General features: G+C 61.5%; 12 protein-coding genes. 1 reads left to right on the top strand and 11 read right to left on the bottom strand.

What is annotated here, in order from left to right; all coding sequences use genetic code 11:
* The first annotated feature begins 1 nt into the window (after nt 1).
* The gene (mtaB, locus tag JFN93_RS00560; RefSeq protein ID WP_199382032.1) at nt 2-1,294 is read left to right on the top strand and encodes a tRNA (N(6)-L-threonylcarbamoyladenosine(37)-C(2))-methylthiotransferase MtaB; all 1,293 of its coding nucleotides are present in this window, start codon (nt 2-4) and stop codon (nt 1,292-1,294) included.
* 207 nt (nt 1,295-1,501) lie between these two features.
* On the opposite strand, the gene JFN93_RS00555 is transcribed toward mtaB, so the two are convergent.
* From JFN93_RS00555 to JFN93_RS00505, 11 genes are all read right to left on the bottom strand, one after another.
* Nucleotides 1,502-2,758: a DUF6178 family protein gene (locus tag JFN93_RS00555; RefSeq protein ID WP_199382031.1), complete on the bottom strand. Its 1,257-nt coding sequence runs from the start codon at nt 2,756-2,758 to the stop codon at nt 1,502-1,504.
* 86 nt (nt 2,759-2,844) lie between these two features.
* A complete protein-coding gene (locus tag JFN93_RS00550) occupies nt 2,845-3,120 on the bottom strand; it encodes a CxxCxxCC domain-containing protein (RefSeq protein ID WP_199382030.1) in 276 nt (91 codons plus the stop codon).
* A gap of 234 nt (nt 3,121-3,354) precedes the next feature.
* Nucleotides 3,355-4,218 (bottom strand): hypothetical protein, encoded by an 864-nt coding sequence (locus JFN93_RS00545; RefSeq protein ID WP_199382029.1) that lies wholly within the window; start codon nt 4,216-4,218, stop codon nt 3,355-3,357.
* 120 nt (nt 4,219-4,338) lie between these two features.
* Nucleotides 4,339-5,214, bottom strand: coding sequence for an ExeA family protein (locus JFN93_RS00540; protein ID WP_199382028.1), 876 nt, complete (start codon nt 5,212-5,214; stop codon nt 4,339-4,341).
* 179 nt (nt 5,215-5,393) lie between these two features.
* The gene (locus JFN93_RS00535) at nt 5,394-7,040 is read right to left on the bottom strand and encodes a capsule assembly Wzi family protein (protein ID WP_199382027.1); all 1,647 of its coding nucleotides are present in this window, start codon (nt 7,038-7,040) and stop codon (nt 5,394-5,396) included.
* Between the two features lie 138 nt (nt 7,041-7,178).
* Nucleotides 7,179-9,116: a polysaccharide biosynthesis protein gene (locus JFN93_RS00530; RefSeq protein ID WP_199382026.1), complete on the bottom strand. Its 1,938-nt coding sequence runs from the start codon at nt 9,114-9,116 to the stop codon at nt 7,179-7,181.
* Between the two features lie 149 nt (nt 9,117-9,265).
* A complete protein-coding gene (locus JFN93_RS00525; RefSeq protein WP_199382025.1) occupies nt 9,266-9,826 on the bottom strand; it encodes a sugar transferase in 561 nt (186 codons plus the stop codon).
* A complete protein-coding gene (locus JFN93_RS00520) occupies nt 9,823-10,236 on the bottom strand; it encodes a four helix bundle protein (RefSeq protein WP_199382024.1) in 414 nt (137 codons plus the stop codon). Before JFN93_RS00520 ends, JFN93_RS00525 begins: the two co-directional genes overlap by 4 nt.
* Nucleotides 10,237-10,290: 54 nt before the next feature.
* Entirely contained in the window at nt 10,291-11,244 is a 954-nt protein-coding gene (locus tag JFN93_RS00515) for an NAD-dependent epimerase/dehydratase family protein (RefSeq protein WP_199382023.1), read from the bottom strand.
* Nucleotides 11,241-11,990, bottom strand: a complete 750-nt coding sequence (locus JFN93_RS00510) for a glycosyltransferase family 2 protein (protein ID WP_199382022.1) — start codon at nt 11,988-11,990, stop codon at nt 11,241-11,243. The genes JFN93_RS00515 and JFN93_RS00510 overlap by 4 nt, the downstream gene beginning before the upstream one ends.
* A gap of 9 nt (nt 11,991-11,999) precedes the next feature.
* Nucleotides 12,000-13,757: a carbamoyltransferase family protein gene (locus JFN93_RS00505; protein ID WP_199382021.1), complete on the bottom strand. Its 1,758-nt coding sequence runs from the start codon at nt 13,755-13,757 to the stop codon at nt 12,000-12,002.
* Nucleotides 13,758-13,818: the final 61 nt, after the last annotated feature.

Raw genomic sequence — 13,818 nt, 5'->3', positions numbered from 1 at the left:
CATGTCTCGTGTAGCCATCACCACCCTCGGGTGCAAGATCAATCAATTCGAATCAGCGGCAATGACGGAAGCCTTGGCCAAGGAAGGGTACGAACTCGTTCCCTTTTCGGAGACGGCCGACGTCTATATCATCAACAGCTGCACCGTTACCGCCAAAACCGACGCCGAGTCGCGCCGGCTCATCCGCAGGGGCAATCGGCTCAATCCGGACGCCCGCATCGTCGTCACCGGCTGCTATGCCCAAATGGCGGGCGAGGATCTCCTGAAGATCCCGGGGGTGAACCTGATCCTCGGAAACAGCGAAAAGCGCAGCATCACCGATTTCCTCAGGGACCTGGGCGACGAGCCGAAGGCGGTGGTGAGCGACATCGCCCGGGAGAAGAGCACCGAGGGGTTCCAACTGGAAACCTTCGCCGAGCACACCCGCGCTTTTCTGCAGGTTCAAAACGGCTGCGACGCCCGCTGTGCCTACTGCATCGTCCCCTATGCGCGCGGCGCCAGCCGCAGCGTTGCGCCCCGAGAGGCCCTGGACGCCATCTCCTCCTTCGCGGCAAAGGGCTTCCAGGAGGTCGTCCTGACCGGCATCCACCTCGGCGCCTACGGCCTCGATCTCACGCCGCCCACCAATCTCCTGTTCCTGCTGGAGGAGGCTGACGCAGTAGCCGCAGTTCCCCGGCTCAGGGTCGGATCGGTCGAGCCGACCGAGATCCCTCCTGAGTTCGTCGAGTTCCTGGCCGGCTCGCGCACCGTCTGCCCGCACCTGCACATTCCCTTGCAAAGCGGAAGCGACGGGGTTCTCGACCGGATGAACCGGGGCTACACCACGGCCCTTTTCCGCGAACTGGTCGCATCGCTGGTCGCCGCCGTCCCGGACATTTGCCTTGGTGCCGACGTCATCGCCGGTTTCCCCACCGAGACCGACGCCGAGTTTTCCGAGGCGTGCGACTTCATCGCGTCGCTCCCCCTCGCCTACCTGCATGTATTCCCCTATTCCGCCCGTCCCGGCACTCCGGCCGCCACGATGACCCCGCAGATATCCCCTGCCGTCGTTCGTGACCGCGCCGCCGCCTTGCGGAAAATTTCGGAAAAGAAAATGGCAGAGTACTGCCTGAGGTTCGTCGGGAGGGAGCTCCAGGTTCTCGTGCAGAAGGAAAACGAGAGCGGTCTTTCGCGGAACTACCTGACGGTGCGCTTATTGGAAGGAAAGGCCGAATACAATACCGAGGTCCCGGTGCTGATCACCGAGGCACGGGGCGGAGAACTGTTCGGGAAGGTCGTGGCAGCCGAATCTTAAAGAGACTGGAGCCCCCCCTGTGGGAGTGCCATTCCTGGCGCGATCAACCCGCAGGCGGGTTGTAATGTTTTAGCCGAAAAGTGCTGTCACCGCCTGCGGCGGATCGCGCCTGAAAAGGCCCCCCCACCGTAATGGGCACATCTAAACAAAAAGGGGGCATTCCTGGAATGGAATGCCCCCTTTGTTTTAGCGGAATTGCCTGTCGGCTCAGCCGTGGAACATGGCCAGGAAATCGGCCACCCGCTGCACGTCGGTCACATCGCGGAACTCGCGATAGCCGTCGATGCCGTCCGGATCCAGACCGCGATAGAAACGCGGGCGTTTCTGCTTTAGTCCGGCCAGGACCTTACCGCTGGCATAGTCCGAACTCTGCACGGTCTCCGCGGCGAACTTGAGGTTGAGGACGACGCTGAACCCGAGCTGGAACAGGCGTTTCAGTTCCTCGTGGACCAAAACCTCGGCGGCGCGTGCCTCATCCCCGGAAGTCAGTCGCTCCAAGGCGATGTTCAAGTAACCATAAACCCGCTGCAGGACGTCGTTTATCCGGTCTGAATCCTGGAAAGCCTGACCTTCGGCAACCAGCGCGTTGTTCACCAGGTAGTTGAGCTCCTGCATCACGGCGGTTGAAGTGGTGCGGGCCAGGGCACGCAGCAGCAGCGAATCCTTGGGGGCCGAGAAGGGAACCACCTGCCTCCCCTCGGTCGGATAGAGCTCCTTCGTGCCGGAGAGCTCGAAGGATTCCGGGTTCACCCGACCATAGATGGAAACCGCTTCCTCCAGCGGAGGGAAACCGAGGTCCTGGAGCCGACCGGCACGGAATCGCTGGCAATCCTCCTCGAGTTCCACGTCGATTCCCCCTTTGATCCCTTCCAGGACGGAGGTGTAGAGCTCCTTGTCCAGTTCGAGAAGCATGGAGACGAAGGTGCCGATGAGCCGGCTGTGCTGCGGGTTTTTGAAGGTAAGGAAGAAGACGTTGTCAAAGGACTGGTCGTAATCGGCGAACCGCTCCTCGTCGTCGGCCAGGTCGCCGATCCCCCCGCCTACCGCGAGTTCACGGCCGAGGAAGAGGAGGAGGAATTCGAAATCGACCTTTTTCAGGAATTCGTGGACCCGGGGCTTGCCGCTTTCCACCAGGTGCCCCACCCACTCGCAGGCCTTTTTCTGGGAAAACGCCCAACCGTCCCACACTTCCATGTCGAGGATGAAGATGATCTGCTCCGCCGTGGCAAGCTGCATCATCTCCATGGAGTCGGCCTCGCCGATCTCCTTTACCAGCCAGAAGAATTCCTGCGGATCCATGGCCCGAACCAGACGCTTGCCTTCGGGGTCGCCGATGATGAGGTCCATCCGCTCTTTCGGAGTGACCGTCTGAAGGTGAGCGCGTTTCTCATCAACGGGAAGCGCGGCGAATTCCTTTGCCGACACCTTCCCGGTAGTAGTGATGTCTTTTCCTGCCTTTGCCAAAAGTTGCTCCTTTAATTCCGTTCGACGTTCGGCGTTCGACGTCAAAACCCTATCGTTTCGCGGCTGACGCCGTCTTTGCTCTTTGTTCACTGCTCATTGCTCATTGCCTTCTTGTATCCGCACTCCCGGTGCAACCATTTCAGGTCCTTTACCAGTTCCGGGGTGAGCTGCATGCACTCTTTGCATACCTTGAAGCGCTTTTTGTAAATCTTGCAGCGCCTGGTAACGACATCGAGGTACCGGCAGGGAGTCGACGTAAAGAGAATCCTCCCATCCTCGTCCTCAAACTTCTCGAAACAGCAGAGCCCGCACTGCTCGCAAAGCCCTTCCCACTCTTCCTTGCTATACGACTCCAGACTCAATCCCTTCTCCTCAAATTCAGTTCAACGTTCAAGGTTCAGCGTTCAATGCTTACAGCTGTAGATCGCGTTGAGGAACGAAACGCGACATCCCCTCGGTGTTCGTGATCCGCACCAAATGATGGGCGGCAGCCAGTCGCGTTTCGTTTCCTCAACGCGACCTACGACTATACGACTCCAAGTTCACAGTACCAGCTCGGAGTCCACGCCCGCGGCCCCTAGCCCCTAGCCCCGGGTTTACTGCTTCTCGTCCTCGACCTTCACCTCGAAATGCTTGCCGCCGCTGGAAAAGCGGACCCGGTCGGCAAGGATCTCATCCACGCGCGCCCCATCGACCACGCCCCCCTTGGAAACCGGACGGCCGTTCACGATGGCGAAGCTCGTGTCGCCGTTGCTCTGCAGCGCAATCCCGTTCACCTTGACCTCGGGAAGCGCGGCCGGAGCCGGAGTGGGCGGAGCCGGCGCAACGGACGAAACTGCAGGTGCGGCCGTCGGAGCGGGAGCAGTCTTGGCCGATGGCTGGACGGGAGCCGCTTTGGCCAGCACCGATTTCACCGGTACCGCTGCCCGGGCCGCCGGTTTTACCGGGGCGGCCGGGACCGTTACGGCCCGCTTCGCCACGGGCACCGGCGGCACCTTGGACGCCGGCTTGTTGGCGACTGTCTTTGCGGCAGCTATGGGCTTGGTTGCAACCGCCGAAGCGGCTGCGGATACGACCTCCGCCTTGGGCAGGTCGATCTTCTTCACGGTCACGACTTTGTTTACCGAAGCGGCGACCGGGGCGACCGCGGCACGGGGAGCCGGCTCAGCCGGCGCGGACGGCGTCGCCGCCAGGCTCGGCGCCTTTACCGCCGGTGCCGCGGCAACCGTGCGCTCCGGCGCAGCGGACTGGGCCACCGGAGCCGGTCCTTTGTGGCGGGACAATCCCCCCATTACAGCGAAGGTCACGAATCCAGCGACCGCAGCGCCGATGGCGACCCCAACCGGAAGGGTCCAGGGTGAGCGGCGTTTACCCGCCGAAGAGAGCACCGGGGAAAGCCCTTCACGGCGCGCTGCCCGCTCACGTTCCACTTTTTCCAAAGCCTTGAGGATCGAGCTCATTCACTACTCCAGTTCAACGTTCAGGGTTCAGGGTTCAACATTCAGGGTTCGAGGTCGGCAGGGGCAAGTCGTTTGAGATTCACAACCATGAACTTTGAACGTGGAACTCGTAACGGTTGCTTACCTTTTGAGGGCGGGAATGAAGCGCGCGAGTTGCGCCATCAACCGAGCCCCCTTGCCAAAGGAGGCCTCCTCGACCAATTCCCGGATCGCCTGTCCCGCGATCTTTCCGCTCACCACGCGGGTGTCTTCGGTGTAGGCCACGAGCAGCGCCCGGTCGCAGGCGATATTCACCAGCCGCGGCACGCCGCCGGAGTACCGGTAGAGGAGCTTTTGCGCGGCAGGGGTGAACTCGGCGGCCCGGAACTTGCCGGCCAGTTCGATACGGTGCTCGATGTAGCGCCGCATGCAGTCGATCCCCATCGGGCGGAGATGATAGCGGACCGTGATCCGCTGGTTGAGCTGCCGCAGGTCCTCCCGGGCCAAAAGGGCGAGGAGTTCCGGCTGCCCGGCGAGCACGATCTGGATCAGCTTGTCGGTTTCGGTCTCCAGGTTGGAGATCAGGCGGATCTGCTCCAGCACCTCGGCCGAAAGGTTCTGCGCCTCATCCAGCACCAGGACCACGCAGTGCCCCAGCTGCTTCTGCTCCAGGAGAAAGGCGTTGAGGATCTCCAAGAGCGCGGTGCGGCTCTCCCGTTCCCAGGGAAGGCCGAATTCCCGGTTGAGACTTTGCAAAAGCTCCAGCGATGACAGGCAGGGATTGAAGATGTAGGCGGTGCGGTGCCCTTCGGCATCGAGGCGATTGAGGAAGGTACGCAGCAGGGTCGTCTTCCCGGTCCCGACCTCCCCGGTCAGCTCGATGAAGCCGGCGCGGCTCTCCACCCCGTACACCAGGTGGGCGTAGGCGTCGCGGTGCTGCTCGCTGATGAAAAGGAACCGGGGATTCGGGGTGATGCTGAAAGGGCTCTCCCGAAATCCGAAGAATTCACAGTACATGTGGGCCCTCGAAAAGGGTGGCGATAGTACAGGGGGAGAATATAGCGCGAATCCTACCGAAAGGAAAGGGGATTGACCGGGAGGTCTGGGCGTAATGGTTTATGTCTTTGCAAGGCGAACGTTGGACGTAAAACGTTGAACATTGAACCGGTTTCTCCCACCTTGAACGTTGAACCGGTTCAATACCGGTAGGTAAGCTCAGCGCGGACGATCTGGTTGTCCCGGTGCTCGCCGGGCTTGAGATCGAAATTGTCGATCCACTCCCGTCCGTAGCCGAGGAGCGCATTCCACTCGCCGTGGACCGGAAAGCTCCAGAAGGCACGCACCGCGACGACCCGTTCGATCGCCTGCGGCGTTCCGTTCGGGTCGTAGATCCCCTGGGCGTTTTGCGGCAGCTTACCGATATCGCCGCGGGAGGTGCGGATCCCCTCCAGGGCGAGGTTGTTGCGGACCGAGAACCAGTGGCTGTAGCGGAGGAAGAAGTCCTGGGTGGCGCCCCCCTGGGAGTCGCCGATGGGCATGCCGTGGCGCAGGTACCCCTCCTGGTAGATCCCATGCGTGTAGAGGATCTGGTTGCCCAGGAAATACTCGAAGCGAAGATCGTCGCGGCCGTTTTCGGTGAGCCGCGGCACGAAGATTCCGGCCACGTAGCTTTCCACGATAGGCCAGAAAGCGGCGGCATCTTCGCCGGAATATTCGCCATAAAGTTCGCTGTCTCTCAACCACGGGAAACGGAAGCGGAGTTCGAAGCCGGCCAGCGAGTTGGAGTTGTCGTTGTTGAATCCGCCGATCAGGCCCCGGAGCGTCTCCAGCGTGCTGTTGTTGATCCCGGGGCCCCCTACCTGGCGCCCCAGGTTGATACCGAATTCGAAGTTTTCGGTCGGCTTCATCGAGAGCTTTCCCGCCATGAACAGCGGCTGGCGCTCCACAGGGACGCCGCCAACTAAAGTCGTCGTCTTTTCAAATTGCGAGAAGATGAAGTCGTATTTGAGGTCCCAAAGGTACTTGGTGCGCACCGGCTCCGGACTGGAGAGCTTGACGAGGTCGAAGTTCTTGGCGTTGTTGGTGAGGGTGACGTTGCCGCGGTACCCCAAGCCGAGCCAGTTCTCATCGCGCCCAACCTCGAGTTCCAGCCCCCCTCCTCCCAGCTTGAGATAGCCCTTGTTGATCCGGAGCGACGCGTCGGAGCGCTCTGACCAGAGGAGCAGCGGCTCCACCAGCAGCGATGCGGCGGTGCCGACGTACGCCTCGGCGGTGCCGCGCAGGTCGAGGTTGTTGCCCCGATCGTAGACCACCCCCTGGTTGTTCTCGAAAAGCGGCGTCCCCTCGGTCCCCCGCTGCTGGACCGGAGTCGGGTAGGGGTTGGGGGGGCGCAGACCGGACCCGATGCCGAAGACCCCATCGTTGCCGGGGTCGTTGACCGGGCGCGTGTAGTTACGGGGGACGCCATCGACGTAGACGTAACGGACCCGCGCGTTGGCAACCGGGGTGATTTCGAAGGAAGGGGCGCTACCCGGCTCCCGGCGCAGCTTTTCTTCCCGCGGCAGAAGTTCCTTGAGCCGGGCCACCAGATCGGCGGCAAAGGGAGGATAATCACCGTGCGACATCCGCTCCTGGGCCTCGTCGACCAGTCGCGCCGCTTCGGCCTTGGAAAAGGGACGGATCCCCTTGAAGTCGCTGCGGATCAGGCCGAACCCGGAGAGCTTCTCCAGGTAGAGGTAAATAGGGCTATCCAGAGGGATGTTGGTTGAGGAAAGGGCGGAAGCCAAGCCGGGAAAGGCGAGTCCTGCGACAAGAAGCGCGAACAGCAGTCGGAAAAGACGCATCAAAGAATCCAATCAAAAAGAACAGGGATGCTGGGGATAAAGGCGATACCACGAAACGACGGTTTCAGGAGACTCAGGGAATAAGGCAATATAGCCTCCATCCCTTTCATCCCGCTTGCCTGGCAAGGCTCGTCGGGACTACCCGTCGCCCTGACCGGCGATGCGGAGGTTCCGGATGAAGGCAAGCTTTTGGGGCGGGAACAAGTCGGGCCGAACCCTCTGGAAGGAAAGCGGCGGGGCCACGTCGAAGTTGTAGCGCGGGACGAATTCGGGCACGGTGCTCCGCAGCAGCTTCATCAGGGCAGCGATATCCTCGGCCCGCGCCAATGTGAAGAGCTCCTCCAACTCGGCAGAGATCTGGGCCAGGTCGCTTTCCACCGGCGCCATGACCCGGATCTTCTTGTGGGTGGTCGGCTTGATCCCCTCCCCCTCGATGAGAAGTTCCTCGAACAGCTTCTCCCCCGGCTTGAGCCCGGTGAAGACAATATCGATTTCCTTGTAGGGGACGAAGCCGGAGAGACGGATCAGTTCCTCCGCAAGGGAAAGGATCCGGACCGGTTCACCCATGTCCAAGACGAAGATGTCCCCCCCCTTGCCGATGCAGCCCGCCTGCAGCACCAATTGGGACGCCTCGGGGATGGTCATGAAGTAGCGGACAACATCCTGGTGGGTGACCGTGACCGGCCCGCCGTTTCGGATCTGCTCCTTGAAAAGCGGGATGACGCTGCCGTTGCTCCCGAGGACGTTTCCGAAACGGACGGTGGTGAACTTGGTCTTGCTCTTGGCGGCCAGAGCCTGCACGTACATCTCGGCGCAGCGCTTGCTGGCCCCCATGATGTTGGTGGGGTTTACCGCCTTATCGGTGGAGACCATGACGAAGTTGCGCACCTTGAAGCGATCGGCGGCATCGGCAACGATCTTGGAGCCCATGACATTGTTGAGGATCGCCTCCGACGGGTTGTATTCCATCATCGCAACGTGCTTGTAGGCGGCGGCATGGAAGACGACGTCAGGGTTGAACTCGTCGAAGATGGTCTCGACGCGCTCCTGGTTCTTCACGTCCGCGACCATCGGGATGATCCGCACCTCCGGGAACGAGGCGGCAAGCTCCTTCTCGATGTAGAAAAGGGGAGTCTCCGCGTTGTCCAAAAGAACGATCTTGGTGGGGTTAAACAGGGCGACCTGACGACAGATCTCGCTGCCGATGCTCCCGGCTGCGCCGGTAACCAGAACCTTCTTGTCGGTGAGGTAGTTGCGGATCGCCGTCTGGTCCAAAACGACCGGCTCACGCCCGAGCAGGTCCTCGATCTCCACGTCCTTGATCTGGGCTATGGAAAGCTTCCCGTTGACGATGTCGGTGATGGCGGGAAGGGTCTTGAAGTGGGCCTTGGTCCGGTCGCAGCTGGCGATTACCTGGCGCAAAAGGCGACCGTCTCCGGAGGGGATGGCGAAGATCACCTCTTCCACGCGATGCTTGCGCACCAGCGCCCTTAAGCGATTGGTGGCACCGAGCACCCGGACCCCGGACAGGCGCAGGCCGTGTTTTCTCTTGTCGTCGTCGACGAAGCCGACCACGTTGAAGGGGGAATTGGACTGCTTGCGAATCTCCTTCAAGAGCAGGTTCCCCCCCTCCCCGGCGCCGACGATGAGGGTGCGCTTCCCTTTGCGCAAAGACGGGATGAAGCGCATTTCCCGGTAGACCCTCCAGACCAGGCGGCTGGCAGCCACTAAGGCAAAAAGGAGGAACCAGTCCAGTACGTAGATTGAGCGCGGCAGGATGAAGGGGCCCCTGGAGAACACCAGGAGGAATGCGGCGACCAGGGAGGAAAAGGTGACGACCTTCAAGATCTCGTAGGCGTCCTGGAGCGAGGCGTAGCGCCAGATGTTCCGGTACATTCCCGAGGCGGCGAAGAGCACCGGTTTGGCCAGCAGCACCACGATGAGCCCCTGACTGAGGGCGGTGATCTCGTAATCGGGGATCTGGAAGTCGAAACGAAGCAGGAAGGAGAGGCAAAACGCGGAAGCAATCAAGGCAACGTCGAGAAAAAAGACGAAGATCCTTTTTGCAGGAAACATACACCCCCCTCAAAAGCAAAACGAAGAACTGCTGTAATTCAAAGCCGAGTGTGACAGGGGGCTAATATAGCATCTAAACCATAAAAAGCAATGCATTAGATCAACTTTAACAGAAGTAATACCCAAAACACCTTACACTGATCAGGCTGTTAATGCTTCACCCCTTCGCTGCGCAGCACCTTGACGAAGGTTAGGAACATGATCCGGAGGTCCAGCAACAACGAGCGGTGCTGCAGGTAATAAGCGTCGAAGTCGACCTTCACCGGAATGGGTAGCTCGTCGCGTCCATTGATCTGGGCCCAGCCAGTAAGGCCGGGAGTAATCCGGTGCACCCCCTTCTCGGTGCGCAGCGCGATCAGGTCGTCCTGGTTGAAAAGGGCGGGACGGGGACCGACGAAGCTCATGTCCCCGCACAGGATGCTCAAAAGCTGGGGGAGCTCGTCCAGGCTCGACTTCCGGAGGAAACCGCCGATCGGGGTGAGAAACCGCGACGGATCGTTCAGAAGGTGGGTTGCCACCGCCGGGGTGTCGATCCGCATGGTCCGGAACTTGGGCATCCGGAAGATACGGTTGTCCCGCCCGACCCGGTCCGACCAGTACAGCGCCGGCCCCCTGGAGGTCAGCTGCACCGCGACCGCCACAACAAGCATGGGAACAGCACAGATGGAAAGCAAAAACAGGGAAAGGGCTATGTCGAAAGTTCGCTTCATTTGTTTTGAGTTTTGGGTTTTGCGTTTTGAGTTGTTTTCTCGTTACCGGATACTTTTGTCACTTGCTTTGTGGTAGCAGTCTTTACGATTGCCGTCAGCATGTTGATCAGTGCGTCCGACTCGTTAAGAAGAGGCTGCAGCTGTCTTAGTGTGGATAGTTTGCTGTCGCGAAACAAACGCAACCAGTAATTCGATTCCCGTGCCTCTTTAGAAGCAATTGACATTTTTGCAATAAAATCTGCCCGGCTCTGCCCTGCCAGAGCTTCTTCTATATTTGCGCCGATACTCGTCCCAGCACGCAGCAGCTGTTTGGACAAGACAAATTCTCTCTGCTCAGTCAACAGTCTGCAGAATTCGATCACGTTCAGGGCGAAGGCGTAGCTCTTTTCTTTCACCAGACTCTTCTGCATACGCACCGTTCCTCCGGCAGAAAAACTCAGAACCCAGAACCCAAAACCCAAAACTCAAAACTGCTTTTTCAGCCATTCTGCCGTCGCCGCCAGTCCCTGTTGCAAGGTGAAGGGTGGTTGCCAGCCGAGGATGCGGGTGATCTTGCTGCTATCGATCTGAAGCGAGCCGGCCACCCGGTCAACCGCCGCGGACCGCCCCAGGAGTCGTCCGACCTGCCGCAACAGAGCTTCCGGTACCGGAAGCAGATGCGCTCTTCGGTCCAAAGCCGCGGCCATCCGGCGCACCAAATCAGCGGTCGAGACGGCCTCGCCATCGCTGACCAAAAACGTCTCCCCCGCCGCAGCGGGATGCAGAGCGCACGCCGCCAGGGCATCGGCCAGATTGCCGACGTACACCAGGCTGCGCCGGTTGGAGAGGCTTGCCAGCGGCAACGGAACACCCCGCTGCACAGCCTTCATGAGGGCCAAAAAGTTCGCCTTCACTCCGGGACCGTACACCAGAGGGGGACGCAGGATCACCACTTCTAAGCCGGTCTCCTCGGCCACCCGTTTGAGCGCCACCTCGGACTCCGCCTTGCTCACCCCGTAAGGGTCGAGCGGCCGATACGGATCCTCCGCGCGGTACGGGGTCGGACTTTCCTCCCCGAGCACCTTGACCGTGCTCACGTAGACGAAGCGGCGCACCCCGGCGGCGGCCGCCTGGCGGGCCAGGCGCTCGGTACCATGGAGGTTCACCTTGCGGAACTCCTCCAAAGGATCGGCGGCGGTGTCCCGCATGATGTGGACCCGCGCCGCCAGGTGGATCACCACCTCCGCCCCGGCCAGCGCCCCGGCGTAGTCGCAGTCCGGCCTCAGCGGGGGGACCACCGCCCGGCGCACGGCCTCCGGGAGGTGTGAGGCATCCTCCCCTTCCAGGACGGCGGCGGTAACGGTTACCGGCTCCCGGGAGAACCGGGCCAAAAGCGCGTTTCCGACGAAACCGGTCGCGCCGGTGACGAAGAGGTTCATGCCGGCCTCGCGATAAGTTGTCCCACCTTGCGGAAGTACTTGGCGTACACCTTGAGGATGTTGGTCCGGATGCCGTTTTCCGCACAGGCCCGGAGAATCTCCCGGTTGAGGATGAGGTTGCTCTTGAGGTTGCGCGTGCTCACCCCTCCGGTGCGCATCTTGACGATCACCTCGGGGAGGTAGGCGTAGCGGGCCCGGTGCCGGTAGAGAAAGCGCGCGGTCAGCTCGAAATCCGCGGCGATCCGGTAGTCGGTCCGGAAGCTCCCGTACTTTTCGTAGAGCCTCCGGCGGACGAAGAAGGTCGGGTGCGGCGGCATCCATCCCCAGGCGAACTGATCGGGGGTGAAGCGGGCCCCGGAGCAGTAGCGGACCACCCGCTCCAGGTCCTCCGGACGCACGAAGACGAGATCGGCGAAGACCGCGTCCACGCCTGGATCCTCGAAGAGCGCTCGCACCTTCTCCAGCACCTGGCCATCCGGGTAGAAATCGTCCGAATTGAGGATCCCCACGATGTCGCCGGTCGCCAGGGCGATCCCCTTGTTCATGGCGTCGTAGATCCCCTCGTCCGGCTCGGAGAGGATCCGCGCGGCAGGGGCCAACTGGCGCACCAGCGCGACGGTGGCGTCGCGTGAAGCGCCGTCGATGACGATGTGCTCGGCGGGGACGGTCTGGCCGGCCACACTTTGCAGGCAATCAGCGACGGTGGCCGCGGAGTTGAAGGTAGCCGTGATGATGGAGAATCGCACGTGGAAAGCCTACCCCTTGCGCTCGACGAAAAAGTCCCCCAAGACCAGGACGTCCATCTTGGTCCGCAAGAAGCAGTCCAGGGCCTCCTTCGGAGTGCAAACCACCGGCTCGTTCTCGTTGAACGAGGTGTTGAGCACGGTCGGGACGCCGGTCTTAGCCTGAAACGCCTTGATCAGCCGGTAGTAGCGGGGGTTTTGCGCCTCGGTCACGCTCTGCAGGCGCCCGGAGCCGTTCACGTGGGTGACCGCCGGGATGAGGGAGCGCTTCTCGGGGCGGATCTGGTAGACCTGCAGCATGAAGGGGACGTCGTAGTCGGTCTCGAACCACTCTCCGACCGCCTCGCGCATGATGGAGGGGGCGAAGGGGCGGAAGGACTCCCGGCGCTTGATCTTGAGGTTCAGGATGTCCTTCATGTCGGCACGGCGCGGGTCGCAGACGATGGAGCGGTTCCCCAGGGCGCGCGGACCCCACTCCATCCGGCCCTGGAACCAGCCGATCACCTTCCCCTCGGCGACCCGCTCGGCGGTGCGCCGGCAAAGCTCGGCTTCGTCCTCGATCAGCTCGACGCGGCACCCCTCCGCGGCAAGTTCCGCCTGCTTGCCGTCCAGGCGGGCCTTGATGTCATCACGGGAAAAGCCGCACCCCAGGTAGGCGTGGTCCATGACGAAGCCGCGCGGCTGACCGAGCTCCTGGTTCCAGACGCAGAAGGCGGCCCCGATGGCCCCGCCCCCGTCGCCGGCGGCGGACTGGATGTAGAGTTCGCGAAAGGCGCTCTTTTCGAAGACCTTCCCGTTGGCGACCGAGTTCATGGCGCAGCCGCCGGCCAGGCAGAGGTTATTGCTCCCGGTCTCCCGGTGCACCTCGTCGAGGAGGTGGAAGAAGGCCTCCTCGTACATCTCCTGCAGCGAGGCGGCAAGGTTTTTGTGGTAGTCGGTGAGGGGTTCGTCCTTGCCGCGTGCCGGCCCGAGCAGTTCCACGAGCTTTTGGGAGAAGACGGTCCCGATCTTGGGCTCGCCGTCGTCCCAAACCATGGAGACTCCTTCCGAGTGGTGCAGGAAGTAGTCAAGATCGAGCTCGAAGCGTCCCTTCGGGAGAAGCTTCACGATCTGGCGCATCTTGTCCATCTCGGTCGGTTTCCCGTAGGGCGCAAGCCCCATCACCTTGTATTCGTCGCCGTAGTGGGGAAAGCCGAGATACTGGGTCATGGCCAAGTAGAAAAGCCCCAGGGAGTGGGGGAAATTCACCTGGTCGCGGACGCTGATCCGCCCCCCTTTCCCGGTCCCCCACATGGTGCTCACGAAGTCGCCGAAGCCGTCCACCGAGACCACCGCCGCCTCGTCGAAGGGAGAGACGAAAAAGGAGCTCCCCAGGTGGGCTAAGTGGTGCTCGACGTTATGGATCTCGGCGCGGACCTTGTCGGCGGAGACGCCGAGCGCCTCGGCCAGGGCGGTTTTCACGTCCTTGATCTTGCCGGCGTTGGAAAGGCGGTCCTTGATCGCTGCGAGGCTCGGGCGTTTGGAGAAGGCGAACAGCGCCTTTTTCAGCAGGTTCGCGCTCGGGTTGCGGTTGAGCGCGACGTGGTCCACCTCGGCGATCCCGATCCCGGCCTCGGCGAGGCAGTACTTGATCGCCTCGGAGGGAAAGCCGGCCCAGTGCTTGATCCGGCGGAAGCGTTCCTCCTCCGCTGCAGCAACCAGTTTGCCGTCGACGACCAGACAGGCCGAGGAATCTCCGTGATAGGCATTAATGCCGAGGATGCGTGCCATGAGTAGTAACCTCCCGATCAAAAAGTTAAAAAAAGAATTTTTTGGATGAACTGCTGGTTGA

Source organism: Geomesophilobacter sediminis, assembly GCF_016458275.1.
In the GTDB taxonomy this organism is placed as follows: Bacteria; Desulfobacterota; Desulfuromonadia; order Geobacterales; family Geobacteraceae; genus Geomesophilobacter; species Geomesophilobacter sediminis.
The sequence above is the reverse complement of the archived record's forward strand: the minus strand, read 5'-3'. Positions and strand labels throughout refer to the sequence as shown.